Source organism: Blastococcus sp. TF02A-30 (assembly GCF_003319185.1).
Classification (GTDB): domain Bacteria; phylum Actinomycetota; class Actinomycetes; order Mycobacteriales; family Geodermatophilaceae; genus Blastococcus.
Window position 1 is genome coordinate 121,627 of the sequence record NZ_QOHJ01000001.1, and the last position, 23,992, is coordinate 145,618.

Here is a 23,992-nt window from a genome sequence, read left to right on the forward strand (position 1 = left end):
GCCGGTCATCCTCCCTCCAGCACCAGGGCGTCGCCGACCCGCACCGTCCCCGGCGCGAGGACGGCGGCCCGCACGGCCAGCAGCCCGTCCCGCTCGCGGTGGATGGTCTTCAGCACGGAGGTGTCGCGGGCGATCCCACCGGGCTGCGGTCGGGTGGTCATCACGCAGCGGGCGATCGGGACGCCGAACCGCAGCCGAGCCTCCCCCAGCGCGGCCTCCTGCCCGCGCAGCCCGTCCTCCCCCGCGCCGTCCAGGACGACGTTGGCGCGGAACCGGCGGCGGTCCCACGGGCCGAGGGTGCCGGTGGAGACCAGCGACAGGCGGATCCGCGGGCTGTCGTGGAACGGGCCGGGCGCCCCTTCCCACTGCAGCCACTCGGTGGGGTCGGGAACCTCCTCGTCGGCCGGCGTCTCGTAGACGGGCACCACGTCCTCGTCCGCCGCCCGGAGCTCCACGCGGCGGCCCAGCCAGTCCGACAGGACGGCCTCGTCGGTGGTCACGGTGCCGTCGGGCAGGACCACCTCGACGCCGCCGTCCGCCCGCACCCGCGCGGCGCCGAACAGCAGCTCGGGCACCCGGCGGGCGGTCAGCCCCAGGCCGGTGTCGCGGTCGAACAGCGCCCACCGGCGGTCACCGGCGATGCCGAGCTCGCCGATCCGGGCCTCGGCCAGCCGCTCCCCCTGCAGCGACTTCACCGGGTAGCGCCACAGCTCGAGCACGCGCATGTCAGCCCGCCGGCGTCCAGGCCAGCGACCAGGTGCCGGCCCACGTCTCCCCCGGCTCGAGGACGACGAGGTCGACGCCGTCGGCCAGCGCGTTGGGCGGGCAGGTCATCGGCTCGACGGCGAGGCTGCGCCGGTGCTGGCCCGGGGGCAGCGCGTCGCCGCTGTACACCTGCAGCCACGGCCAGGCCTCGTCGAGAGCGAGCTCCAGCTCGCCCGCCGCGCCGCGGACCCGCACGCGGGCCCAGCCGTCGTCGTCGCGGACCAGGTCGGTGAGCGGGGTGTCGAGCGCCCGGTCACCGATCCGGCCGACGGCGCCGTCGAAGGGCGCGCGCTCCCCCGTCGGCATCCCGCCGTCGAGCACCAGCTCGGTCCGCGCGGGCAGGGAGAGCTCGGCGTCGCCGATGCCGCCGTCCTCCGTGGCGCCCAGCGACAGGTACGGGTGGACGCCGGCGCCGAACGGGGCGGGGCGGTCGCCGTCGTTGCGCACCCGGAGGGTCGTGGTCAGCCGGTCGGGCGCCAGCGCGTGGTCCACGGCCGCGGCCAGCCGGAACGGGTAGCCCGGGTGCGGCGCGACGGTGGTGGACAGCGTGGCGGCGTCGTCGGTGGCGGACAGCACCGCCCACGGCTGCCAGGACAGCAGCCCGTGGATGGCGTGCGGCTCGGCGGCGGACTGGACGTCGAGCTGCAGCTCCTCGCCCTCCCACGTCCAGCGCCCGTCGCGGATCCGGTTGGGCCACGGCAGCAGCACGGCCCCGCGCCAGCCCGGCGCCACCCCGCCGGCCGGGTAGCCGTCGAGCAGCTCCCAGCCGCCGACCCTCAGCCGGCGCAGCGCGGCTCCGCGCAGGTCGACGGCGAGGACGGCGTCCCCGGCCGTCAGCTGCACCTCGGTCGGCTCGGGCGGCGGCCAGGTGGGGGGCATGGGGAGAAGCTCACCACACCCGGCCGCCACGTCGCCTCAGACCCGGGTGCGGAACTGGGCGACCTGCTGCTCCAGCTGGCCGGCCAGCTCCTGCAGCAGCCGGCTGGCGTCGGCGACGCCGTGCGCGTCCACGGTCACGCTCGCCGCGCTGGCGGCCGTCGCGGTGGCGGTGCCGGCGATCTCCTCGGTGCCGCCGGCCGCCTCGCCGATGCTGACGGCCATCGAGCCGGTGGTCGCGGTCTGCTCCTCGACCGCCGCGGCGATCGTCGTCTGCAGGCCGTCCATCGTGCGGACGACCTCGATGATCTGCTGCAGCGCCGTGGCCGTGGCCTCCGACTCCGCCTGGATGTCGACCACGCGGCGGGCGATGTCCTCGCTGGCCCGGGCGGTCTCCTGGGCGAGCTCCTTGACCTCGTGCGCGACCACCGCGAAGCCGGTGCCCGCCTCGCCCGCCCGGGCCGCCTCGATGGTGGCGTTGAGCGCCAGCAGGTGCGTCTGGCCGGCGACCTGGCCGATCGTGCTGACGATCTGGCTGATGCCGGCGGTCGACTCCCCCAGCCGCTGGATCTGCTCGGCCGCGCCGGTCGCCTGCGCGACGGCGTTGCCGGTGACCTGCGCCGCCTCGCTGGCGCTGACCGCGATCTCGCCGATGGCCGCGCGCATCTGCTCCACGCCCGCGGCCGCCGTCTGCACGCTGTCGCTGACCCGGCCGGCGCGCTGGGCGTTGTCGCCCGCCTGGCCGGCGATCCGCGTGGCCGACTCGTCGAGCCGGGCACCGCCCGCGGTGAGGTCCTCCGCCGAGCCGGACAGCGCCGCGGCGGTCTCGGTGACCGTGCGCAGCGTGGCGCTGAGGCTGGCCTGCGCCTCGCGCAGCGCGGTGGCCATCTGCCCCGGCTCGTCGGTGCTGTCGACGGCGGGGTCGCGGGTGAGGTCGCCGTCGGCCAGGGCGCGCAGGCTGTCGCGGACCCGGGCCAGCGGGCGGGTGATGGCCAGGCTGACGGCGACGCCGGCGAGCACGGCGACGACCAGGCCGCCGGCGAGGATGCCGACGAGCACGGTCCGGGACGAGAGGTACTGGTCGTGCGCCTCGGCCAGCGCCGCGTCGGCCTGCGCCTGCTGCGCGCCGGTGGCGGCGGCGAAGGCCTCGAGGGTCTCGACGCCGATGTCGCGGACCTCCGGCAGCTCGGCCTGGAAGCCGGCGACGTCGCCGGCCTCCGCGGCGGCCAGCAGCCCCTGCGCCCGGAGCTGCCGGTACTCGGCGATCAGCGGCTGGAGCGTCGCCGCCTCGTCCACGGCGACGGCCCGCTCCGCGTACCCGGACAGCGCGGCGTCGAGGGCCGCGTCGTCGGCGGCCAGCTTCTCCGCCGTCGCGGCGCGGGCGTCGGGGGCGGCGAAGAGGATGCCGTAGGCGTCGAGCCGGACAGCGAGGAACGAGGCCTTCGCGGTCTCGAGGTCCTCCACCGCGAGCGCGGTCTCGCGCTGGGCCGCGCCGGCGTCGTCGAGATCGGCCATCCGGACGAGGCCGACGGTGCCGACCACTGCCGCGACCAGCAGGCCGCAGAGCACGGTGGCCGCGACCTTCCCGGCGACCGGCAGGTTGCGCAGGCGTGCGCCGCGGGGCGTTGCGGGGTTCATGATGCTCTCCATCGCTGTCCGTCGAGTTGTGCACCACTCAACGGTTGATTGCATGGAGAAACCATCCGTATACGTGGCGTGACCACCCGGACGGGTGCGTGACGGTCACCACCGCTCCCGCTGGTCAGCGCGCGGGGACGACGACGGCCCGCACCCGGGTGGGTGCGGGCCGCGGTCGTGCGGTGCCCGGTCAGGGGGTGTACGTGACCCCGTCCGCGATGGCCACGACGTCGTCCGGCGCGAAGTCCTCGGGCGCGTAGACGGTGGCCAGGCTGCCCTCCGGCAACTGCCACGCCAGCATCCGGAGGCGGATCTCGGTCCCGTCGGGCGCCACCTGGGCGACCAGGGCCAGCTTCCCCGCCTGGCCGTCCACGACGACGTCCGCCACCTGCCCGACCGCGGTCTCCGACGCGATGCGCTCCTCCGGCGTCCAGGTGCCGTCGGCGGGCGGGAACACCTGCACGGTCAGGGTCCGGCTCGGGTCGGCATCGCTGGCCAGTCCGACGACACCGCTGCTCTCGTGCCAGTCGACGACCGACCACCCGGCCGGCGCGAGCCCGACCTGCAGGTTGACGGGCTGCGGCCGGTCGACGAGGGCCCCCCCGACGCCGACCAGCGCGGCAACGTCCCCGTAGGGGCCGTCCCCGTACAGGTTCACCCACTGACCCGGCGCGCGCTCCCACACCAGCTGGGCGAAGGGGTGGTCCTCGAAGCAGACGTCGGCCACCGTGCAGACGCGTTCCGAGGAGCCCACGACGTACGTCGCGTCGGCGCCGAGCACGGCGGTGGTGCCGCGGCCCGTGATGTCGGAGGCCTCGAACTGGTCGGCCGCCCAGCTCGGCTCGGTGGGCGACAGGTAGACGGAGAAGCCGGTCCCGTCCGCCGCGGTGTAGCCGGCGACGGCCTCCGGATCGCCCGCCGCCCCCGTGAAGCTCGGCGTCATCCCCGGCGGGGCGGGGTCCAGGGACAGCGGGAAGGTGACCTCCTCGACCGCGACCAGGGTCATGGCGTCGGGCGCGGTGCTCGAGGGGCGAGCACCCGGCCCGGTGAGCGCCACGGCCCCCGCCCAGGCGGCGGCGACGGCGACGACGGCCGCACCGATCCGCAGCGCCGTCGCCCGACCGGGACGGCGTCGGCGGCGGCGGACCGGCCCGTCGATCTCGGCCAGCAGCGCCGCGCGGGCGGCGGATCGGGCCGCGGGGCGGAGCACCGGCGCCCCGGGGCCGGCCTCGCGCAGCAGGGTGATCTCGTTCATCGGATCTCCTCGGTGGTCGGCAGGGCGGCGCGGGTCTGACGGCGGGCCCGGTTGAGCCGGGAGCGCACCGTGCCGACCGGGACGTCCAGGACGGCGGCGATCTCGGCGTAGCCCAGGTCGCCCCAGGCCAGGAGCAGCAGCGCGTCCCGGTCGCGGGCCTTCAACCCGGCCAGGGCGGCGGCCAGCGGACCCCGCAGCGCCTCGGCGTCGAGCCGGGCCGCCGAGTCCGCCGGGTCCTCCCCGTGCTCCTCCGGACGACCGGCCGCCTTCGCCAGCAGGCGGTAGCGACGGCGCTCGGCCCGCTCGTGCCCGCGCACCACGTTGGTCGCGATGCCGAGCAGCCAGGGGCGGACCTCGACGTGCTCGGCGCGGTAGGCCCCGCGGCGGCGGAACGCGACGAGGAACGTCTCGCTCAGCAGGTCGTCGGCCAGCTCGCCCACCCGACGGCCCAGGTAGCGGTGCACGGTCGCGGCGTGCCGGTCGAACAGCGGCGCGAACGCGGCGGGGTCGTCGACCGAGCTCGCGATCAGCTCGGCGTCGGTCGGCGGGGCGCCCGGCAGGGCACGCAGCCGGGGCGGGTCCGGTGGACCGGCCGACCGGTGCACCAGCGACGGGATCACGGCTGGTGATGATCCGGCCGCAGCGGGTGAAGTCGTCACACCCCTTGATGTCCGGTGCGGCGGATCCGGTTCACGCCGGTTCCGCGAGATCTGCGCACTCGGGGCTTCCTGGCACCGGAATGCCGCGGGTGTGCAGATCTCGTCAGGGCAGGGTGCGCTCGAAGAAGATCGAGTCCGCCGCCTTGGGGTCGCCGGCGTACCCGCCGAACGCGCCGATCCGCCGGTAGCCGGCCGAGGCGTAGAGCCCGACGGCGGCGGTCTGCAGCGGCCCGGTCTCCAGCCGCAGCGTCGTCCAGCCGCGCTCGCGGGCGGCCTCCTCCAGCGCGGCGAGCAGGGCCCGGCTCACGCCGCGCCCGCGAGCCGTGGGCACCACGTACATCCGCTTCACCTCGGCCACCCCGTCGCCGAGGACCCGCAGCGCCCCGCAGCCCAGCGCCGTCCCGTCGTCGTCGCGGGCGACCAGCACGACCGAGATGTCGGCCGCCGAGGGCGGGCGGCCCGGCTCGCTCTTGCCGCCGTAGAGCCCCTGGATCTCGACCTGCTGGTCGGTGGTCAACCGCTGGACGTCGGCGTCGTCCCACTCCGCCTGCTGGACCTTCACGCCCGCGCACCCCGCCGGTCGATGCCGTGCAGCAGCAGCAGGGCCAGCTCGCGGTAGGCGGCGGCGTCGTCCAGCCCGGTGGCGCGACCGGTGTCGCCGCGGCCGATCCGCAGCATCAGCGTGGTGACCGTGTCGGCCACCAGCGCCGGGTGCACCTCGCGGAACAGGCCCTGGGCCACGCCGTCGGCGATCAGCTCGCGGACCCGCCCGGCGGCCAGCGCGGTGTTGCGCTCGTACACCTCCCGGCCCGGGGCGAAGGCCTCCAGGTCGCGGTGGAACGCGGGACCGGCCGGGGCGAGCGCGCCCGCCACCGCGGTCAGGTAGGCGACGACCCGGCGGGCCGGGTCGGCCTCGGTGAGGGTCTGCGCCTCGACCGCGTCGGTCGCCTTGCGGAAGAAGTGCCGGATGACGCGCAGCGCGAGCTGCTCCTTGCTCCCGGCGAGCGCGTACAGCGTGCTCTTGGAGCAGTGCAGGCGCAGCGCGAGGTCCTCGAGGGTGAACCGCGCGAAGCCCTCGGCGAGGAACAGCTCCTCGAGCTGGTCGAGCAGCTCGGCCTGCCGGCGGGTCATCCGCTGGTCGGTGATCTCCACAGCACCCTCCCTCCGGCGGGTCAGCATGGACCAGAACGGCGCACAGTACTGCCGTATCGTTCCCAGTACTGTTCTGCACCGGAGGAGAGCCGTGCCCGTCGACCGCGAACTGCCCACCCCCGAGGCCCGGGAGCTCATCGGCCTGACCCGGGAGATCGCCGACGCCGAGCTGGCCCCGAAGGCCGCACGGTACGAGCGCGAGGAGCGCTTCCCGCGCGAGGTGTTCGCGCTCCTCGGCGAGGCCGGCCTGATGGGGCTGCCCTTCGGTGAGGACGTCGGCGGGGGCGGCCAGCCCTACGAGGTCTACCTGCAGGTGGTCGAGGAGCTCGCCGCCCGCTGGGCCAGCGTGGCGCTCGGCATCAGCGTGCACACGCTGGCCTGCTTCCCCATCGACCGGTTCGGCACCGAGGCGCAGCGCCGCGACCTGCTGCCCGAGATGGTCGGCGGGCGGCTGCTCGGCGCCTACTGCCTGTCCGAGGCGCACGCGGGCTCCGATCCGGCGGCGATGCGGGCGAGCGCCAAGGCCGACGCCGCCGGCTGGGTGGCGTCCGGCGAGAAGGCGTGGGTCACCCACGGCGGGCAGGCGGACTTCTACTCCACGTTCCTGCGCACACCCGACGACGGCGAGCGGGGGATCTCCTGCTTCCACCTCACCCCGGACCTGCCCGGGTTCAGCGCGGCGCGGCCCGAGGAGAAGATGGGCCTCACCGGGTCGACGACGGCGGCGATCCGGCTGGACGACGTCCCGGTGCCCGCCGACCGGCTGGTGGGCGAGCGCGGCCGCGGCCTGTCGATCGCCCTCGCCGCGCTGGACTCCGGCCGCCTCGGCGTCAGCGCCGTCGCGGTCGGGCTGGCCCAGTCGGCGCTCGACGTCGCGGTCGCCTACGCGGTGGAGCGCGAGGCGTTCGGCCGGCCCATCGCCGAGCACCAGGGCGTCGCGTTCCTGCTGGCCGACATGGCCGCGGCGGTCGAGTCCGCGCGCGCCACGTACCTCGTCGCCGCCCGGCGCAAGGACGCCGGCAAGGACTACTCGCGCCAGGCCAGCATCGCCAAGCTCGTCGCCACCGACGCGGCCATGAAGGTGACCACCGACGCCGTGCAGGTTCTCGGCGGGGCCGGCTACACCCGCGACCACCCGGCCGAGCGGTACATGCGCGAGGCGAAGGTCATGCAGATCTTCGAGGGCACCAACCAGATCCAGCGGATGGTCATCGGCAAGCACCTCGTCCGGGCGGCCGCGCCGCGCTGACGTTCCACGTGCAACCGCGCGGCGCTGGACCCGGGCGGCACGGGAAGCGAGACTGGTCTCCCCTGATTGGAGCGCCGATGCCCGAGCCGCACCTCCGCGCCGCCGATGCCGACCGCAGCGCCGTCGCCACCGTGCTCGGCGAGCACATGGCCGCCGGCCGGCTGACCGTGGCCGAGTACGAGGAACGCCTGCAGCGCGCCTACGCCGCGAAGACCTACGGCGAGCTCGCCGAGCTGACCGCCGACCTGCCGGCCGGCGCGGCGGTGCCGGTGCCCGCGGCCCAGCCGGAGGTCCCGGCCCGCGGAGGCGGCTGGCACGGCGCCGACGCGTGGGCCTGGCGGTCCTGGGCGAGCACCGCCGTCATCGTCATCTCCATCTGGGCCATCACCAGCCTGGCCAGCTGGGAGCTCCTGTACTTCTGGCCGGTGTGGGTGATCGGGCCCTGGGGGGCGGTCCTGCTCGCGCAGACGTTCTTCGGCGACGACGAGGACGACGCGGACGACGACGAGCCCGGTCCGCAGGAGCTGCCCGGGCGCTGAGCACCCCGGCCCCGGGAACGACGAAGGGCTCCCCGGAGGGAGCCCTTCGTGCCTGTGGGCAAGGGGGGAGTTGAACCCCCACGTCCTTTCGGACACACGGACCTGAACCGTGCGCGTCTGCCATTCCGCCACTTGCCCTGGCGAGCGAGAACAGTACCAGCCGGCAGCCGTAGCCCCGCCGGGGGGTCGCTCGTTGCGAGGACGAGGGCGACACCCGGGGCGTCGCGGGTCACCGGCCGGTCGGCGGTCGACCACCCGGCTACGATCACGGTTGGCACAGCGGTATGTCCGGCCGAGCGCAAGGGAGCGACTGTGGGTGTGCTGCAGCGCTTCGAGCGACGGCTCGAAGGCATGGTGGGGCTGGCGTTCGCCCGCATCTTCAAGGGCAAGGTGCACCCGGCGGAGATCGCCAAGGCCCTGCAGCGCGAGGCCGACGAGCAGCGCTCCGTGCTCGGCGAGGGCCGCATCCTGGCGCCCAACGTCTACGTGGTCCGTCTCGGCGACACCGACTACGAGCACCTCGGCCAGTGGTCCGAGCAGCTCGCCGGCGAGCTGGCCGACATGGTGGCCGAGCACATCGACGGCGAGGGCTACCAGGTCTTCGACGCGATCTCGGTCCGCCTGGAGCGCGACGGCGACCTGCCCACGGGCGTCTTCGAGGTCTCCTCCGAGGTCGCCGACCCGGCCCGGCCCTCGGCCCGGCACGACCTCGCCCCCGCCCCGGCGCCCGGTCACCCCCCGCTGCCCCCGCTCCCGCCGCTGCCCCCGCTGCGCGGCCGCGCCGGTGACACCGGGAAGGTCGCGCCCGCGTTCGGCGGCCGCGCCGGCCGGTCCACGACGACGCACGTCCTCGTCGTCGACGGCCCGGGCACCCGCCACGAGCTGTCCTCCGGGCGCAACGTGATCGGCCGCGGGACCGAGGCCGACATCCGTCTCCCCGACACGGGGGTCAGCCGCAAGCACGTCGACGTCGTCCTCGAGGGCGACGTCGCCACGGTCGAGGACCTCGGGTCGACCAACGGCACGCTGGTCAACGGCCGCCGGGTCAGCCGCCAGGCGCTCGCCGACGGCGACGTGATCCGGATCGGCCACTCCGTCCTGGTCTACCGGCAGGACGGCGCGTGACGGAGTTCGCGGCGTCACGATTGAGCGGTTCCCGCCCGGGCACGAGTTCGCAGGTGGCGAGCGAGGTGACCGGCTGATGGCAGAGATCGTGGTGCAGGCGTTCCGCTTCGGGTTCCTGCTCCTGCTGTGGCTGTTCATCTTCGCCGCGTTCCGCGTCGTCCGGGCCGATCTGTTCGGCGGCCGCGCCGGGCGGGTGGCGGCGGTCCCGCCGCGGGCCGGCGCCGCGCCGAAGAAGCGCGGCAAGGGGCCGCGCACCCTCGTGGTGACCGCCGGCCCCCTGGCCGGCACCAAGATCACCCTGGGCGACCAGCCGATCCTCATCGGCCGGGCCGACGACTCGACCCTGGTGCTCACCGACGACTTCGCCAGCTCCCGGCACGCGCGGCTCACCAACCGCGGCGGCCAGTGGTACGTGGAGGACCTCGGCTCCACCAACGGCACCTACCTCGACCAGCAGCGCGTGCAGGGCCCGCTCCTGGTCGGTCCCGGCCAGCCGATCCGCATCGGCCAGACGGCGCTGGAGCTGCGCTCATGACGCTCGTCCTGCGCTACGCGGCGCGCTCGGACCGCGGGCTGATCCGCGGCAACAACCAGGACTCGGTGTACGCAGGGCCCCGGCTGCTGGCCGTCGCCGACGGGATGGGCGGGCACGCGGCCGGCGACGTCGCCAGCAAGGTGGTCATCGCCGCGCTGGAGCACCTGGACGACGACGCCCCGTCGGGCGACCTGCTGCAGGCGCTGCGGTCGGCGGTGTTCGAGGGCAGCGAGCACCTGCGCGAGGTGATCCGCGAGTCGCCGCAGCTCGAGGGCATGGGCACCACGCTCACCGCGATCCTCTTCGCCGGCGGACGGCTGGCCCTGTGCCACGTCGGCGACTCCCGCGCCTACCTGCTCCGCGACGGCGAGTTCTCCCAGATCACCCACGACGACACGTTCGTCCAGACGCTGATCGACGACGGCCGGATCACGCCGGAGGAGGCCAACACCCACCCGCAGCGGTCGCTCCTGCTGCGCGCCCTCAACGGGCAGGAGGTCGAGCCCGACCTCTCCATGCGCGAGGCCCGCGCCGGCGACCGCTACCTGCTCTGCTCCGACGGGCTCTCCGGGGTGGTCAGCGAGGACACCCTCGCCCAGGCCCTGCAGGACCCCGACCCGCAGGCGACCGCCGACCGGCTGATCGAGCTCGCGCTGCGCAGCGGCGGGCCGGACAACATCACCGTGATCGTCGCCGACGTCATCGAGGACACCGGCCGCGGCGGCACCGTCGAGCCGGTCGTCGACGGCGCCGCCGGCGGCTACGTCGGCCAGCGCCAGGTCGACGCCAGCTCCGCGGCCGGTCGTGCCGCGCTCGCCGATCCGCAGCCCGCTCCCCCGCCCGAACCGGCACCGCCGACGGGCGGTGGCCCCTCCGCCCGCCGCCGCCCGCTGCGACTACTCCTGGGGGCGGGGATCCTCCTGGTGGTGCTCGTGGCCGGGGCCGTCGGCACGTACCTGTGGGCGCTGCAGCACTGGTTCGTCGGCGTGGACGGCGAGCAGGGCCAGGAGCAGGTCGCCGTCTTCCGCGGCCTCGACGTCTCGCTGCTCGGCTTCGACCTGTACCAGCTCGACCACGCCGTCGACCTCCAGGTGGCCGACCTGCGCGCGGCCGCGCGCAACCGCGTGGAGGGCGGGATCACCGCCGACGACACCGCGCACGCCGAGCGCATCATCAGCGCGCTGCGCGGGCAGCGGCTGCCCCCCTGCCCGGACGAGGAGGAGGCCGACACCTCCCCGGCCGCCCCCGGCGACGGCGCAGCGGCCACCACGCCGCTGCCGGTCGATCCCGCCGTCCCCACCGACACCGTGCCCACCGACACCGTGCCCTCCGCGACGGCCGAGCCGACCCGGACCACCAGCGCACCGGAGCCGGGAGTGGACTGCCGGGAGGCGAAGTGATGGCCGGCCCCTCGACCGATCCGCGCGCCCCCGCCCCCGGCACCCCCGTGCCGACCCGGCGGGGCACCGAGGCGTGGCTGCTCGGCTTCGCCGTCGTCATCACCCTCGCCGCCCAGTGCATCGTCGACCTCACGGCGACCGGCTCCCTGCGGCCGGAACTGGCCACCTTCGGCATCTGGTTCACCGCGCTCTGGGTGGTCGCGCACCTCGTCGTGCGCAAGCTGGCCCCGTACGCCGATCCGCTGCTGCTGCCCTGCGTCGCCGTGCTCGTCGGCCTCGGCCTGGTCATGATCCACCGGCTCGACATCGCCGAGGACGGCGGCGGCGAGGACGCTCCGGTGCAGCTGCTCTGGGCCACGATCGGCCTCGCGCTGTTCGTGGCGGTCCTCTACGTCGTGCGCGACCACCGGCTGCTGTCGCGCTACGCCTACATCCTCATGCTGGCCGGCCTGGTCCTGCTGGCCATCCCCGCGGTGCTGCCCGCCTCGATCTCGGAGGTCTACGGCGCCAAGCTGTGGATCCGCGTCGCCGGGTTCTCCATCCAGCCCGGTGAGTTCGCCAAGATCTGCCTGGTCGTCTTCTTCGCCGCCTACCTGGTCGACAAGCGCGACGTGCTGGCGCTGGCCAGCCGCAAGGTCATGGGCCTGGAGCTGCCGCGCGGCCGCGACCTCGGCCCGGTGCTCGTGGTGTGGGTCGTCTCGATCCTGGTGCTCGTCTTCGAGCGCGACCTGGGCAGCTCGCTGCTGCTGTTCGGCATCTTCGTCGTGATGCTCTACGTCGCCACCGAGCGGTCCAGCTGGCTGGTCATCGGCCTGCTGCTGTTCGCCGGCGGCGCGTTCGTCGCCTACCAGGCGTTCAGCCACGTGCAGGCGCGCGTGGACACCTGGCTGGACCCGTTCGCCTACTACGACGGCTCCGGCTACCAGGTGGCGCAGTCGCTGTTCGGCCTGGGCACCGGCGGGCTCTTCGGGGCCGGTCTGGGTGGCGGCCGGCCGGACACGGTCCCGATCGCCAAGAGCGACTTCATCGCCTCGGCCATCGGCGAGGAGCTGGGCCTGTTCGGACTGGCCGCGGTGATCATGGTCTACCTGATCCTCGTGGAGCGCGGCCTGCGCACCTCGCTCATCGTCCGTGACGCGTTCGGCAAGCTGCTGGCCGCGGGCCTGTCCTTCGCCGTGGCCTGGCAGCTGTTCGTCGTCCTCGGCGGCGTCACCGGCCTGCTGCCGCTGACCGGCCTCACCACCCCGTTCCTCGCCTACGGCGGGTCCTCGCTGGTGGCGAACTTCGGCCTGGTGGCCCTGCTGGTGCGGATCAGCGACGCCGCTCGCCGCCCGGCGACCCCGCACGTCGCGCCGCAGCGGCTCGGCGACGCCCCGACCGAGGTGGTGCAGCGGTGAACGCTCCCCTGCGCCGCGTCGCGATCAGCGTGCTCGTGCTCTTCACGCTGCTGATCGTCAACATCAACTACATCCAGGTCGTGCGCTCCGAGGAGCTGCGCGAGGACACCCGCAACACCCGGGTGCTGGCCGAGGAGTACAGCCGGGAGCGCGGTTCGATCATCGTCGCCGGCGAGCCGATCGCGCTGTCGACGGAGACCGACGACCGGCTGAAGTACCTGCGCCAGTACCCCGACGGCGGCCTGTGGGCCGCGGTCACCGGCTTCTACTCGGTCGTCTACGGCGCCCGCGGCATGGAGCGCGCCGAGAACGACATCCTCACCGGCCGGGACGACCGGCTCCTCGTGCGCCGCATCTCCGACCTGTTCACCGGGCGCGACCCCTCCGGCGGCGACGTCGTCCTCACCCTCGACCCCGCCGTCCAGCAGGCCGCGATGGCCGGCCTGGAGGGCAAGATCGGCGCCGTCGTGGCGCTCGACCCGTCCACCGGCGCGGTCCTCGGCCTGGCCAGCACGCCCACCTACGACCCCAACGCGCTGTCGAGCCACGACCTCGACGCCGTCCGCGAGACCGCCGACCAGCTCGAGAACGCCGACCCCGACCCGCGGACCAACCAGGCGACCCAGCAGCGCTACGCCCCGGGCTCGATCTTCAAGGTCATCGTCTCCGCCGCCGCGCTGGAGAACGGCTACACCCCCGAGACAGTCGTCCCCGCGCCGCAGACGCTCACCCTGCCGGGCACCCGGACGGAGCTCGAGAACTTCAACGGCTCGGCCTGCAGCGCCAGCGGCGAGCAGCCGCTCATCGACGCGCTGACCATCTCCTGCAACACCGCCTTCGCCCAGCTGGGCATCGACCTCGGCGAGGACGCGGTGCGGCAGATGGCCGAGGCGTTCGGCATGACCGGCGAGGAGTTCGACGTGCCGCTGCCGGTGGTGGGCAGCACGACCGGGGACATCGAGAACGACGCCGAGCTGGGGGTCGCCTCCATCGGGCAGCAGAGCGTCCAGATGACGCCGCTGCAGGCCGCGATGATCGCCGCCGCGGTGGCCAACGACGGCCGGCTGATGAAGCCCCACCTGGTCGACCAGCTGCTGGCCCCCGACCTCACGGTCATCGACGAGACCGACCCCGAGGAGTTCTCCCGGCCGATCTCGGAGGAGGTCGCCGGCCAGCTCACCGAGATGATGACCAGCGTCGTGGCCAACGGCTCCGGCCGGGCCGCCCGCATCTCGGGTGTGCAGGTGGCCGGGAAGACCGGCACCGCGGAGAACTCCGGGCCCGACCACAACTGGTTCATCGGCTTCGCACCGGCCGACGAGCCCCGGATCGCCGTCGCCGTGTTCATCCGCAACGGTGGGGGAACCGGAGGGGACGTGTCCGCTCCCATCGCGCGCGAGGTGATCCAGGCCTACCTGGACGGGCAGGGGGGCTGATGACGCTGGCCACCGGCAGCCTGCTCGCCGGCCGGTACGAGATCACCGGGCCCATCGCGACCGGCGGCATGGGCGAGGTGTGGAAGGCCCGCGACCGGGTGCTCGACCGGATCGTCGCGGCCAAGGTGCTCAAGACCGAGTACACCAACGACCCGAGCTTCCTGGCCCGCTTCCGCAACGAGGCGCGGCACACCGCGGCGCTGACCCACCCGAACATCGCCTCGGTCTACGACTACGGGGAGACGTCCGACGACCTGGGCACGGCGCTGGCCTTCCTCGTCATGGAGTACGTCGAGGGACCGCCGCTGGTCACGATCCTGCACGACGAGGGCGCGCTCCCGGTCGACTGGACGCTGCACGTGCTGGAGCAGGCTGCCGACGGGCTGTCGGCCGCCCACCGCGCCGGGGTGGTCCACCGCGACATCAAGCCCGGCAACCTGATCGTCCGCCCCGACGGCGTGGTGAAGCTGACGGACTTCGGCATCGCCCAGGCCCGCGACGCCACCCCGCTGACGCGCACCGGCATGGTCGTGGGGACGGCGCAGTACCTCTCCCCCGAGCAGGCGCAGGGGATGGAGGTCACCGCCGCGTCCGACGTCTACTCGCTGGGCGTCGTCGGCTACGAGTGCCTGACCGGGGCACGACCCTTCGACGGCGCCTCCCAGGTGGCCATCGCGCTGGCCCACATCAACCGGCCTCCGCCGCCGCTCCCGGCGTCCGTGCCGCCCGCCGTCCGCATCCTCATCGAGCGGTCGCTGGCCAAGGACCCCGCCGACCGCTTCCCCGACGGCGGCGCGTTCGCCGAGGCGGTGCGCCGGGTGGCCACCGGCGGCAGCCTGGCCGCGGCGCCGGCCTCTCCCCCCACGGCGCCGACCCGGGTGGTCGATCCCTCCGCCGACGGCCGCACGACCGTGCTGCCCGCCGTCGGGCCCCCGACCACCGGTGGCCGGCACGCCGTCCGCACCGGGCCCGTCGGCCCCATGCCGCCGCTGCACGCCGCCGACGACGAGGACGACTGGCCGGCCGAGGACGACGGCGCCCCGCCGCAGCGCCGGAGTCGCCGCCGGCTGTGGCTGCTCGCCGCGCTGCTGCTCCTCCTGCTGCTCGGCGGCGCCGGCTACCTGCTGGCCACCAGCGGCGACGGGGACGGAGGGCGCACGGCCGAGCCGACCCCCAGCTCGGCGTCGCCGACCACCCCGGCGGCGACCGTGCCCATCGGCGCGCCGAGCGAGTACATCGGCCGGCCGGCCGACGACGTGCGAACCGAGCTCAAGGGCCTCGGGCTGGTCGACGTCCGGCTGGAGCCGGCGACCGAGGAGCAGCTCACCGAGCTGGGCCAGGAGCTCGACGCGGGCGACGTCGCCGGCGTGGCCCCGGCCGGTCAGGCCGTCGACCCCGCCACGGCCGTCACCGTCTACCTCGCCGAGGACGGCTGGACCGTGGCCGAGGAGGAGGAGGAGGAGGAGGAAGAGCAGCCCGAGGAGGAGCAGCCCACCCCCACGGCCGCCCCCTCGCCCACCGGCCGGCCGACCACCAGCCCCACCGGCAGCCCGACGAACACCGCCACCGGCAGCGCCTCCGGCTCGGGCACCAGCAGCCCGACCCCCACCGCGCCGGGCACGACGCCGGTCGAGCCGCCGCCCGACGAGCCCCCTCCCGGTGACGAGGAGGCCGTTGGTCAGGGTGTGACCGAGTGATCCGTCCGGAGCCCCCGAGATCCCGGGTTTCCGGCCGACCCGTCGATAGGCTCGCTCGCGGCATCCTGCCCGCAGCACGGCCCGCTCCCGGGACTGTCTGCGCGCGGTCCGCGGCCTCCGCCCGGACGACGCACCACACCGTTCGAGAGGACCCCCGATGACCACGCCGCAGGTGCTCGGTGAGCGCTACGAGATCGGCGGGGTCCTGGGCCGCGGCGGCATGGCCGAGGTGCACCACGGCCGCGACCTGCGGCTGGGCCGCGAGGTCGCGGTGAAGGTGCTGCGCAGCGACCTCGCCCGTGATCCGTCCTTCCAGGTGCGCTTCCGCCGCGAGGCGCAGGCGGCGGCGTCGCTCAACCACCCGGCGATCGTCGCGGTCTACGACACCGGCGAGGACCGCACGCCGCTGGGCGCCACCCCCTACATCGTCATGGAGTACGTGGAGGGCGAGACCCTGCGCGACGTGCTGCGCCGCGAGGGGCACCTCCCGCCGGAGCGCGCCATGAGCCTGGCCGCCGACATCTGCGGGGCGCTGGACTTCTCGCACCGCAACGGCATCGTGCACCGCGACGTGAAGCCCGGGAACGTCATGATCACGCCCCAGGGCGCGGTCAAGGTCATGGACTTCGGCATCGCACGCGCGGTCTCCGACTCCGCCGCGACGATGACCTCCACCGCCGCGGTCATCGGCACCGCCCAGTACCTCTCTCCCGAGCAGGCCCGCGGCGAGGGCGTCGACGCCCGGTCCGACGTCTACTCGCTCGGCTGCCTGCTCTACGAGCTCGTGACCGGCGCCCCGCCGTTCACCGGCGACTCCCCCGTGTCCGTCGCCTACCAGCACGTCCGCGAGGACCCGCGGCTCCCGTCCTCGATCAACCCGGCGATCCCGCCGGAGCTCGACGCCATCCTCATGAAGGCGATGAGCAAGAACCCGGCGAACCGGTACCAGTCGGCCGCCGAGATGCGCAACGACCTGCTCCGGGCGGTGGCCGGCCAGCGCGTCGAGGCCACGCCGGTCATGGGCGACGCCGAGCGCACCGCGATCATCGGCGCGCCGGTCGGCGGCTACGACGACTGGGACGACGAGGAGGAGGCGGCCCGCCGCAGGAAGCGGCGGATCGTCATCGCCGCCGTCTCCGCGGTGGCGCTCCTGCTGCTCGGCGGCGCGATCTGGTTCGCGCTGGCGATGGGCGACGACGGGGACGGCGGCAACCAGGCGGCCACCCAGGTGCAGGTGCCCACCCTGGTCGGCCTGCCGGAGGCCGAGGCGCGCCAGGCGATCACCGATGCCGACCTCGAGGTCGGCGACGTCACCACCGAGGAGACCCCCGACGCCGCGAAGGTCGGCACCGTGCTGGAGAGCACGCCGGCCAGCGGCGCCCAGGTGACCAGCGGCACCGAGGTCGACCTGGTCGTCGGCATCGAGCCGGACGCGGTGCGCATCCCTGAGCTCATCGGGCTCACCGAGGACGAGGCGCGGGACGCCCTCGAGGCCGTGAACTTCACCGGGAGCGTGGACACCCGGCAGGAGGACTCGCTGCAGGAGGAAGGCACCGTCGCCTCGGTGGACCCCGCGGAGGGTGAGTCCGTCGCCCCCGACAGCACGATCGTCCTGGGCATCTCCACGGGCACGATCGACCTGCCGAACCTGACCGGGCAGGCCGAGGCGGCCGCCCGGGCTGCGCTCACCGAGCTGGGGTTCTCGGCCGGGCAGATCACCACGCAGCAGGTCGAGTCGGACCAGCCGGCGGGCAGCGTCGTCTCGACCACCCCCGGCACCGGGTCTCCCGCGTCGCGGGACACGGCGATCGTGCTGCAGGTGTCGAGCGGGGTCACCCAGCTCACCGTCCCGAACCTGCGGGGGCAGTCGCCGGCCGCGGCCGAGGCGAACCTGCGCGCGGTGGGCTTCACGAGCTACCAGTTCATCACCGGTGACGAGTTCGACCCCCGCATCGGCGCCGACCAGGTGGTGGGGACCGATCCCGCGGCGGGCAGCCAGCAGGCACCGGACACGCCGATCACCGTCCTGCTGAACCCGCAGGGTCCCACCACTGGCGGCGACTGACCCGCCCGGGACGACGACGAAGGGCCCCTCCCGCGCGGGAGGGGCCCTTCGTCGTCCCGCGCCGGTCGTCAGGCGGTCGCGGTCTGCAGCCGGCGGGTGGTGGCCGCGGCGGCATCGACCACCGCCGGGTCCGGCGCCAGCTCGCACCGCTCGAGCCAGGTGGCCAGCATCCGGTGCCCGCCCTCGGTGAGCACGGACTCGGGGTGGAACTGGACGCCGTCGATCGGCAGCTCGCGGTGGCGCAGCGCCATCACGATGCCCGAGGGCGTGCGCCCGGTGACCTCGAGCTCGTCGGGCACGGTGGCCGCGTCGACGGCGAGCGAGTGGTACCGGGTCGCGGTGAAGGGGGAGGGCAGGCCGGCGAGGACGCCGTCGCCGTCGTGCACGACCTGGCTGGTCTTGCCGTGCAGCAGCTCGGGGGCGCGGACCACGTGCCCGCCGAACGCCTCCGCGATCGCCTGGTGGCCCAGGCAGACGCCCAGGACCGGCGTGCCCTGCTCGGCGGCGGCCCGCACCATCGGCACGGTCACCCCGGCGTCGGCCGGCGTCCCGGGGCCGGGGGAGAGCAGCACCCCGGCGACGTCCAGGTCGGCCAGCTCCTCGACGGTCACCGCGTCGTTGCGCCGCACCACGCAGCGCACGCCGAGCTGGCCCAGGTACTGCACGAGGTTGTAGACGAAGCTGTCGAAGTTGTCGACGACGAGGACGGGGCGCTCGGTCGCGTTCCCGGCGGTGGTCGGCACGGTCCTCCTCGGGTCGGCCGCTACCCCGCGGCGGCGTGCTGCATCGTGAGCGGCCCATCGTAGGCGGGCAGCTCGACCTGCGAGCGCTCGCGCACCTCGAAGGTCAGCCCGTAGGCCTCCACGGCGTCGCGGAACACCGCCACCTGCCGGGAGGCGTCCAGCTGGCTCCGGACCGCCGCGGCGTCCACGACGGCGGAGACGACGAACGGGGGCGAGTAGGTGCGCCCCTGCAGCAGGAGCGTGTTCCCCACGCACCGGACGGCGCTCGTGGCGATGAGCCGCTGGTCCATGACCGCCACACCCTGGGCGCCCGCGGCCCAGACGGCGTTCACGACCGCCTGGACGTCGGACTGGTGGATGACCAGGTCGTCGGGGCGGGCCCCCACGGGGAGCGTGCCGTCGGCCCGCTGGGGGGCGTCGTCGAGGGTGATCACCACGCCGGCACCGCTGACCGGCAGCAGCCCCGCCGCCGGGGCGCCCTGGTCGCCGGCGAGCTGCGCGGCCGCGACGTCGCCGTCCCGGGACGCGGCCCGCTCGGTGAGCCGCTCGGAGGTGCGCTGCAGCTCGGCCAGGCGCTGCTCCTGGACGGCGATGTCGTCCTCGCGCTGGCGGATGAGCTCCGAGAGCTCGGTGACCTCGCCGGCGCGCAGGTCGGTGCCCTGGGCGGTGCGGCCGGAGGTGGCGAACAGCAGGCCGGCGGCGAGCGCGACGACGGGGACCAGCGCACCCCAGGCGGAGAGGCGGGGGACGCGGAGCGGGGGCAGACGCAGCCGGCGGTTCACGGGCACCTCCTCCGGCAGCGGGACGGCGGCCGGGCCGGGCCTCCCCGGAGGGGTGCTCCTGCCCGTGGCGACGCCGTGGTCGTCCCCTCAGAGCTTAGGCTGGGGTGCAGGAGCGGCCGAGGACGACGCCACCGGCCCCGGAGGGAGTTCGCACGTGCCCAAGTCGAAGGTGCGCAAGAAGTCGGTGTACACGCCGCCGGAGGGCGTGCTGCAGGCGCGGTCCGGCCAGGCTGCCGCCGCCGCCCAGCCCAGCCCGCGGTGGTACGTCGGTCTGATGGTCGGGCTGATGCTGCTCGGCCTGCTGTGGATCGTCGTCTACTACGTGGCCGGTGACCGGATCGGCTTCATGGTGTCCCTGGGCGCCTGGAACTTCGCCATCGGCTTCGGCGCCATGGTGGCCGGCCTGGTCATGTCGATGCGCTGGCGCTGATCCGCCGTCCAGCCGCCGAGGCCCTCGTCCCACCGGGACGGGGGCCTCGGGCGTTCCTGGGGAAGGTGTGCACAGCGGTTCCCGGTCGTCCACAGGTCGACATGACGCCCTACCCCCAGGGTTGTCCACCGAGTGTGGAGAGAGGGAACGGGTCCGCCACGCCCTGACCTGCGCAAACGAGCTGATGAGGCGGATGTGACGGACTGCCCACGGGCGTAACTACAGCTGTGTGAGTCTGTCCCCAGCTGTGTACCCAGCTGTGGACGAGTCGACATGTGCGCTGGACCGGAGCGGTGACCTCCGACCCCGACTACCCGCTCTGACCTGCGACGACACCTACTCGCCGGCTGTGGACGGACGGGCACGGACCGTGATCGCCCGATCGCGGCGAGGGCCTGGCAGGCTGAGGCGGTGGAGTGGTCGCCGCGGACGTCGGACACGGCTGTGTCCCTGGGCTTCGGGGGGCTGTTCGCGGTCGGTCTGCTCGCCGTCGTCGACGCCCCGGGACGGATCCTGCTCGCGCTCGCCGCGCTGCTGCTGCTCGCCCAGGGCGCCCGTGACCTGGTGCTGCGACCGAGGTTGCGTGCCCGGCCGGAGGGCCTCGAGGTGCGCACGCTCGGCGGGCGGCGGCACCTGCCGTGGCCGCTGCTGCGCGTACGGGTCCGCGAGACACGGCGGTTCGGGCTGCGCAGCCGGACGCTCGAGCTGGACACGGCCGCGGGCCCGGACGACGACGGCCTGCTGGTCGTCCTCGGGCGCCGCGAGCTGGGCGCCGACCCGGGGCTGGTGGCCGACCGGCTGAGCCGGCTCGACCCCCGCTCGCCCTAGAGGTCGAGGACCGCGACCGTGGGCACGGTCAACGCCACCACCAGCAGGACGATGCCCAGCGCGAGCGCCCCGGCCGGCTGCAGCGGGGGACGCCGGCGGGCCAGCGTGTACACCGCGGCGGTGAGCGCACCGGCCACCAGGCCGCCGAGGTGGCCGAGGAGCGACAGGCCGGGGAGGAAGCTGATGGCGACGTTGATCGCCAGCAGCGTGAGCAGGCCCCGCAGGTCCTCCCGGCGCTGGACCATGAGCACGGCCAGACCGCCGAGGAGGCCGTAGATGGCCGCCGACGCGCCGGCGACGGCCTGGAACGGCGCGCCGAAGAGCTGGATGGCCGCGCCGCCGCCGAGCAGCGACACGGCGTAGAGCAGGAGGTAGCGGGTGCGGCCGAGCCGGCGCTCGAGCTCGGAACCGAAGACGAGCAGCGCCAGCATGTTGAGCAGCAGGTGCATCGGCCCGATGTGCAGGAAGGCGGCGGTGAACGGCCGCCACCACTCGTCCCCGAGCTGGACGAGCAGCGGCACCTGGCAGAGGCGGGCGAAGACCTCGGAGAGCTGGTTGTCCAGCGGGGAGTTCCCGGCCGCGACCGCCGAGCCGGCGGTGACGAGGAACATCGCCACGTTGAGCCCGATCAGGCTCAGGGTGACGGTCCCCCACCGCTGCCCGGCGGCCCGCCACGAACCGGTGCGCCGGGGAGCACGGACGGACGCCTGCCCAGCGGCCACGTCCTCCGGGCACTGGAAGCCCACGGCGGCGGGCACCATGCACTCCGGGCAGATCGGCCGGCCGCAGCGGGTGCAGGCGATCCCGGTCGGCCGGTCGGGGTGCCGGTAGCACGTGGCGGGCAGGGGCGCCGGCCGCTCGGCCGGGCCGGCGCCCCCCTCGTCCGGTCCGGTGGTCAGCTGCGCTGCACCTCGACCGACTCGATGACGACGTCGTCCACCGGGCGGTCCATGCGGCCGGTCGCCACGGCGGCGATGCGGTCGACGACGTCGCGGCTGGGCTGGTCGGCCACCTCACCGAAGATGGTGTGCTTGCCGGTCAGCCACGTGGTCGGGGCGACGGTGATGAAGAACTGGCTGCCGTTGGTGCCGGGGCCGGCGTTGGCCATGGCGAGCAGGTAGGGCTTGGTGAAGGCGAGCTCGGGGTGGATCTCGTCGCCGAACTGGTAGCCGGGACCGCCGATGCCCTGACCGAGCGGGTCACCGCCCTGGATCATGAAGCCGGAGATGATCCGGTGGAAGATCGTGCCGTCGTAGAGCTTGTCCGTGGTCTTCTCGCGGGTGGCCGGGTGCGTCCACTCCCGGCGCCCCTCGGCGAGGTCGGCGAAGTTCGCGACCGTCTTGGGGGCGTGGTCGGGGAACAGGTCCACGGTGATGTCGCCGTGGTTGGTGTGGAGGACCGCGCGGCGGGCGGGAGTCGATTCAGTCACCCCTCCACTCTCCCACCGCGGCGCGGGCGGCACCTCGCCACCCCGGCTCCACGTGAAACCGGGAGGGATCCCGTTGCCCTGCCGCGTCGCGGTGCCTGGCGTCCGCCGGCATGTTCCTGAGCCCGCCACCGGACGGCCCGGACCCCGAGCGGCTGTTCGACGACGAACCGCCGCGAGATGGGTCTCGTCATGGAGGGATCCCGGCTGTGGGCGCACGTCGCCGAGCTGCACGACGGGCTGTTCGCGCTGCTGGGCCGCGCCGCGACGGCAGCCGGGCTGACGGTGCGGCAGCGGGGGGTCCTGGTGGCTGCCGCCGCGGCCGCGCGGGGCGACTCCTACTGCTCCCTGGCCTGGGGCACCAAGCTCGGCCGGGAAGCCGGTGGTGAACTGGCCGCCGCGGTGCTGCGGGGATCGGACGACGAGCTGGCGCCGGAGGACCGGGCGCTCGCCCGGTGGGCACGCCGGGTGGTGGCGGACCCCAACGCCATCGGCGAGACCGACGTGCAGGAGCTCCGGGACGCGGGCTTCACCGATGCGCAGGTGCTCGCCTTGACCGCCTACGTCGCGCTGCGGCTGGCGTTCTCGACGGTGAACGACGCGCTGGGGGTGCGACCCGAGCCCGAACTGGTGCGCGGGGCGCCGGACGCGGTCCGGCAGGCGGTCACCTGGGGGCGCGGTGCCGAGGAGTGGAGACGAGGGGAATCGAACCCCTAACCCCCGCCTTGCAAAGGCGGTGCTCTGCCAATTGAGCTACGTCCCCGACGGAGCCGGGGCTCCGGGGTGGGTCAGCGTGCGGTGGGGGTGCTGACCGCCTGCGGGCCGCTGGTGGCCTCGTGCCAGAGGTCGGCCTCGACCCTGCCGGAGTTGCGCTTCCGGACCGCCGCCACGGCACCGGCCGCGACCGCCACCAGCGCCAGCTTCTTCAGCACGCGGAACCTCCTCGGTGCACCGTCTCGGACGGGATGCGGGCCGGAGGCTCCGGCACACGGGTGGGCCTGGGAGGACTTGAACCTCCGGCCTCATCCTTATCAGGGATGCGCTCTAACCGCCTGAGCTACAGGCCCGTGAACCTCGATCAGCTTACCTGGGGGCAGAACGGCCTACGCACGGGGGTCCCGTCCCCTGGTGAGGTGCTGGAACGGCCGCCTTCAGGGACCCGCGCCGAGCGTGCGAGGCGTGGGGGGAAGGGTGGTCCTTCGTCAGTCGCGCTCGGAGAGGGTGACCTCCAGGCCGCCGACCAGGTCGGAGCAGAGGTTGTAGATGAAGGTGCCCACCGTGCACAGGGCCGTGAGCAGCACGATGTTGATCGCGCCGATGACCGCGGCACCGCCGAAGACCAGGCCCGGCGTCACGACCTCGCCGCCGGAGTCGGAGCCCGACGCGCTGCCGATCTGGCCGAACAGCTCGTTGAGGGTGCCGAAGACGCCGAGCGCGCTCAGCACGCCGTACAGGACGCCGACGGCCACCATCCAGATGAAGAACAGCGCGATCGACAGCACCAGCGAGATCTTCAGCGCCGACCAGGTGTCGATGTGGCGGAGCTGGAGGCGGGCACGGCGCGGGCCGCGGCCGGCCCCCTTCGCACCCTTGCCCGCGGCGGCACCCTTGCCCGCCCCGAGCACACCGCCCGGGTTGGTCCCGGAGGCACCGGCCCCGGAGGCCCCGCTCCCGGAGGCGGTGGTGGCGGTCCCCGTGGTGCCGGGGGCCGTGGTCCCGGCCGTCGACGCCGCAGGACCCGCCTCTCCCGTCCCGGCAGCCGGCTGGCTGCCGGTCGCGGGCGCGGAGGCGGCGGCCACGCGCTGGGTGCCCGTCGCCGGGGCGGTCTGGGGAGCCGCGGCCGGCTGGCCGGCGGCCGGGGCGACGTCCGGCGCCGCACCACCCGTGGCCGGGGCTTCCCCGGTCCGGGCACCGGTGCGCACCGAACCCTGCGTCCGGTCGCTCATGCCAGTCTCCCGTTCCCCAGCGGCCGAGCCGCTCTCTCGCGACCGGGGG

Annotated in this window: 25 protein-coding genes and 3 tRNA genes; 12 read left to right on the top strand and 16 right to left on the bottom strand. The window is 74.7% G+C overall.

The genetic code is table 11. The features are described from left to right. Positions 1-5: 5 nt before the first annotated feature. The 7 genes from DQ241_RS00560 to DQ241_RS00590 form a co-directional block, all read right to left on the bottom strand. Positions 6-725, bottom strand: a complete 720-nt coding sequence (locus tag DQ241_RS00560; RefSeq protein ID WP_113828104.1) for an MOSC domain-containing protein — start codon at positions 723-725, stop codon at positions 6-8. Position 726: 1 nt separating this feature from the next. Further along, positions 727-1,644: an aldose 1-epimerase family protein gene (locus tag DQ241_RS00565; RefSeq protein WP_113828106.1), complete on the bottom strand. Its 918-nt coding sequence runs from the start codon at positions 1,642-1,644 to the stop codon at positions 727-729. A gap of 36 nt (positions 1,645-1,680) precedes the next feature. Then, the gene (locus tag DQ241_RS00570) at positions 1,681-3,279 is read right to left on the bottom strand and encodes a methyl-accepting chemotaxis protein (RefSeq protein WP_158545844.1); all 1,599 of its coding nucleotides are present in this window, start codon (positions 3,277-3,279) and stop codon (positions 1,681-1,683) included. 190 nt (positions 3,280-3,469) lie between these two features. Further along, a complete protein-coding gene (locus DQ241_RS20455; protein WP_158545845.1) occupies positions 3,470-4,534 on the bottom strand; it encodes a hypothetical protein in 1,065 nt (354 codons plus the stop codon). Continuing rightward, entirely contained in the window at positions 4,531-5,154 is a 624-nt protein-coding gene (locus DQ241_RS00580; RefSeq protein ID WP_233492117.1) for an RNA polymerase sigma factor, read from the bottom strand. Before DQ241_RS00580 ends, DQ241_RS20455 begins: the two co-directional genes overlap by 4 nt. Positions 5,155-5,296: 142 nt before the next feature. Further along, positions 5,297-5,755 carry a GNAT family N-acetyltransferase gene (locus DQ241_RS00585; RefSeq protein WP_113828111.1) on the bottom strand — a complete coding sequence of 153 codons (459 nt, stop codon included), beginning with the start codon at positions 5,753-5,755 and terminating at the stop codon, positions 5,297-5,299. After that, complete coding sequence (locus DQ241_RS00590) at positions 5,752-6,345, bottom strand: TetR/AcrR family transcriptional regulator (RefSeq protein WP_233492118.1); 594 nt, start codon at positions 6,343-6,345, stop codon at positions 5,752-5,754. The genes DQ241_RS00585 and DQ241_RS00590 overlap by 4 nt, the downstream gene beginning before the upstream one ends. Positions 6,346-6,436: 91 nt before the next feature. Here DQ241_RS00590 and DQ241_RS00595 point away from each other — a divergent pair, with 91 nt between their 5' ends. After that, positions 6,437-7,594 carry an acyl-CoA dehydrogenase family protein gene (locus tag DQ241_RS00595; RefSeq protein WP_113828115.1) on the top strand — a complete coding sequence of 386 codons (1,158 nt, stop codon included), beginning with the start codon at positions 6,437-6,439 and terminating at the stop codon, positions 7,592-7,594. A gap of 77 nt (positions 7,595-7,671) precedes the next feature. Next, positions 7,672-8,133 carry a DUF1707 domain-containing protein gene (locus DQ241_RS00600; RefSeq protein WP_113828117.1) on the top strand — a complete coding sequence of 154 codons (462 nt, stop codon included), beginning with the start codon at positions 7,672-7,674 and terminating at the stop codon, positions 8,131-8,133. A 55-nt stretch (positions 8,134-8,188) separates the two neighbouring features. Here the strand turns inward: DQ241_RS00600 and DQ241_RS00605 are convergent. Further along, positions 8,189-8,271: transfer RNA gene (locus tag DQ241_RS00605), tRNA-Leu, on the bottom strand. Between the two features lie 174 nt (positions 8,272-8,445). Between DQ241_RS00605 and DQ241_RS00610 the strand changes: the two genes are divergently transcribed. The 7 genes from DQ241_RS00610 to pknB all read left to right on the top strand — a co-directional run bounded on the left by DQ241_RS00610 (position 8,446) and on the right by pknB (position 17,788). After that, a complete protein-coding gene (locus DQ241_RS00610; RefSeq protein ID WP_147252304.1) occupies positions 8,446-9,258 on the top strand; it encodes a DUF3662 and FHA domain-containing protein in 813 nt (270 codons plus the stop codon). Positions 9,259-9,334: 76 nt separating this feature from the next. Further along, complete coding sequence (locus DQ241_RS00615) at positions 9,335-9,793, top strand: FHA domain-containing protein (protein WP_113828121.1); 459 nt, start codon at positions 9,335-9,337, stop codon at positions 9,791-9,793. Beyond that, complete coding sequence (locus DQ241_RS00620; RefSeq protein WP_113828123.1) at positions 9,790-11,193, top strand: PP2C family serine/threonine-protein phosphatase; 1,404 nt, start codon at positions 9,790-9,792, stop codon at positions 11,191-11,193. Before DQ241_RS00615 ends, DQ241_RS00620 begins: the two co-directional genes overlap by 4 nt. Next, positions 11,193-12,590, top strand: a complete 1,398-nt coding sequence (locus DQ241_RS00625; protein ID WP_113828873.1) for an FtsW/RodA/SpoVE family cell cycle protein — start codon at positions 11,193-11,195, stop codon at positions 12,588-12,590. Before DQ241_RS00620 ends, DQ241_RS00625 begins: the two co-directional genes overlap by 1 nt. Continuing rightward, a complete protein-coding gene (locus DQ241_RS00630; protein ID WP_113828125.1) occupies positions 12,587-14,026 on the top strand; it encodes a penicillin-binding protein 2 in 1,440 nt (479 codons plus the stop codon). Before DQ241_RS00625 ends, DQ241_RS00630 begins: the two co-directional genes overlap by 4 nt. Further along, positions 14,026-15,723, top strand: a complete 1,698-nt coding sequence (locus DQ241_RS00635; RefSeq protein ID WP_113828127.1) for a serine/threonine-protein kinase — start codon at positions 14,026-14,028, stop codon at positions 15,721-15,723. Before DQ241_RS00630 ends, DQ241_RS00635 begins: the two co-directional genes overlap by 1 nt. Before the next feature lie 157 nt (positions 15,724-15,880). Continuing rightward, positions 15,881-17,788 (top strand): Stk1 family PASTA domain-containing Ser/Thr kinase, encoded by a 1,908-nt coding sequence (pknB, locus tag DQ241_RS00640; RefSeq protein WP_113828129.1) that lies wholly within the window; start codon positions 15,881-15,883, stop codon positions 17,786-17,788. A gap of 68 nt (positions 17,789-17,856) precedes the next feature. Here the strand turns inward: pknB and DQ241_RS00645 are convergent, their stop codons facing one another. Continuing rightward, entirely contained in the window at positions 17,857-18,531 is a 675-nt protein-coding gene (locus tag DQ241_RS00645) for an aminodeoxychorismate/anthranilate synthase component II (protein ID WP_113828131.1), read from the bottom strand. 20 nt (positions 18,532-18,551) lie between these two features. Further along, positions 18,552-19,313, bottom strand: a complete 762-nt coding sequence (locus tag DQ241_RS00650) for a DUF881 domain-containing protein (RefSeq protein ID WP_233492119.1) — start codon at positions 19,311-19,313, stop codon at positions 18,552-18,554. Between the two features lie 154 nt (positions 19,314-19,467). Here DQ241_RS00650 and crgA point away from each other — a divergent pair, with 154 nt between their 5' ends. Both crgA and DQ241_RS00660 read left to right on the top strand, forming a co-directional pair. After that, positions 19,468-19,743, top strand: coding sequence for a cell division protein CrgA (gene crgA, locus DQ241_RS00655; RefSeq protein WP_113828133.1), 276 nt, complete (start codon positions 19,468-19,470; stop codon positions 19,741-19,743). 411 nt (positions 19,744-20,154) lie between these two features. Continuing rightward, positions 20,155-20,571 carry a PH domain-containing protein gene (locus DQ241_RS00660; protein WP_113828135.1) on the top strand — a complete coding sequence of 139 codons (417 nt, stop codon included), beginning with the start codon at positions 20,155-20,157 and terminating at the stop codon, positions 20,569-20,571. Here the strand turns inward: DQ241_RS00660 and DQ241_RS00665 are convergent. Together DQ241_RS00665 and DQ241_RS00670 are read right to left on the bottom strand one after the other, a co-directional pair. Beyond that, positions 20,568-21,332 (bottom strand): rhomboid family intramembrane serine protease, encoded by a 765-nt coding sequence (locus DQ241_RS00665; protein WP_113828137.1) that lies wholly within the window; start codon positions 21,330-21,332, stop codon positions 20,568-20,570. The two genes, DQ241_RS00660 and DQ241_RS00665, sit on opposite strands and share 4 nt — an antisense overlap. A gap of 134 nt (positions 21,333-21,466) precedes the next feature. Continuing rightward, the gene (locus DQ241_RS00670) at positions 21,467-22,000 is read right to left on the bottom strand and encodes a peptidylprolyl isomerase (protein ID WP_113828139.1); all 534 of its coding nucleotides are present in this window, start codon (positions 21,998-22,000) and stop codon (positions 21,467-21,469) included. Between the two features lie 189 nt (positions 22,001-22,189). Between DQ241_RS00670 and DQ241_RS00675 the strand changes: the two genes are divergently transcribed. After that, on the top strand, positions 22,190-22,714 hold the full coding sequence (locus tag DQ241_RS00675; protein WP_147252305.1) for a carboxymuconolactone decarboxylase family protein: 525 nt from the start codon (positions 22,190-22,192) through the stop codon (positions 22,712-22,714). Here DQ241_RS00675 and DQ241_RS00680 read toward each other — a convergent pair. From DQ241_RS00680 to DQ241_RS00690, 4 genes are all read right to left on the bottom strand, one after another. Further along, a tRNA-Ala gene (locus DQ241_RS00680) sits at positions 22,688-22,760 on the bottom strand. The genes DQ241_RS00675 and DQ241_RS00680 overlap by 27 nt on opposite strands. Before the next feature lie 25 nt (positions 22,761-22,785). Continuing rightward, on the bottom strand, positions 22,786-22,929 hold the full coding sequence (locus DQ241_RS20740) for a DLW-39 family protein (protein WP_199583950.1): 144 nt from the start codon (positions 22,927-22,929) through the stop codon (positions 22,786-22,788). Between the two features lie 61 nt (positions 22,930-22,990). Beyond that, positions 22,991-23,064: transfer RNA gene (locus DQ241_RS00685), tRNA-Ile, on the bottom strand. Positions 23,065-23,199: 135 nt separating this feature from the next. Continuing rightward, positions 23,200-23,943 carry a DUF3566 domain-containing protein gene (locus tag DQ241_RS00690; protein WP_113828142.1) on the bottom strand — a complete coding sequence of 248 codons (744 nt, stop codon included), beginning with the start codon at positions 23,941-23,943 and terminating at the stop codon, positions 23,200-23,202. Between the last annotated feature and the right edge of the window lie 49 nt (positions 23,944-23,992).

What these genes read in the sequence shown, in the direction of transcription:
- DQ241_RS00560 (WP_113828104.1), bottom strand. Translation starts at nt 725, where the DNA reads ATGCGCGTGCTCGAGCTGTGGCGCTACCCGGTGAAGTCGCTGCAGGGG.
- DQ241_RS00675 (WP_147252305.1), top strand. Translation starts at nt 22,190, where the DNA reads ATGGAGGGATCCCGGCTGTGGGCGCACGTCGCCGAGCTGCACGACGGG.
- DQ241_RS00600 (WP_113828117.1), top strand. Translation starts at nt 7,672, where the DNA reads ATGCCCGAGCCGCACCTCCGCGCCGCCGATGCCGACCGCAGCGCCGTC.
- DQ241_RS00615 (WP_113828121.1), top strand. Translation starts at nt 9,335, where the DNA reads ATGGCAGAGATCGTGGTGCAGGCGTTCCGCTTCGGGTTCCTGCTCCTG.
- DQ241_RS00620 (WP_113828123.1), top strand. Translation starts at nt 9,790, where the DNA reads ATGACGCTCGTCCTGCGCTACGCGGCGCGCTCGGACCGCGGGCTGATC.
- DQ241_RS00565 (WP_113828106.1), bottom strand. Translation starts at nt 1,644, where the DNA reads ATGCCCCCCACCTGGCCGCCGCCCGAGCCGACCGAGGTGCAGCTGACG.
- DQ241_RS00690 (WP_113828142.1), bottom strand. Translation starts at nt 23,943, where the DNA reads ATGAGCGACCGGACGCAGGGTTCGGTGCGCACCGGTGCCCGGACCGGG.
- DQ241_RS00625 (WP_113828873.1), top strand. Translation starts at nt 11,193, where the DNA reads ATGGCCGGCCCCTCGACCGATCCGCGCGCCCCCGCCCCCGGCACCCCC.
- DQ241_RS20455 (WP_158545845.1), bottom strand. Translation starts at nt 4,534, where the DNA reads ATGAACGAGATCACCCTGCTGCGCGAGGCCGGCCCCGGGGCGCCGGTG.
- DQ241_RS00635 (WP_113828127.1), top strand. Translation starts at nt 14,026, where the DNA reads ATGACGCTGGCCACCGGCAGCCTGCTCGCCGGCCGGTACGAGATCACC.
- DQ241_RS00570 (WP_158545844.1), bottom strand. Translation starts at nt 3,279, where the DNA reads ATGAACCCCGCAACGCCCCGCGGCGCACGCCTGCGCAACCTGCCGGTC.
- pknB (WP_113828129.1), top strand. Translation starts at nt 15,881, where the DNA reads ATGACCACGCCGCAGGTGCTCGGTGAGCGCTACGAGATCGGCGGGGTC.
- DQ241_RS00665 (WP_113828137.1), bottom strand. Translation starts at nt 21,332, where the DNA reads ATGGTGCCCGCCGCCGTGGGCTTCCAGTGCCCGGAGGACGTGGCCGCT.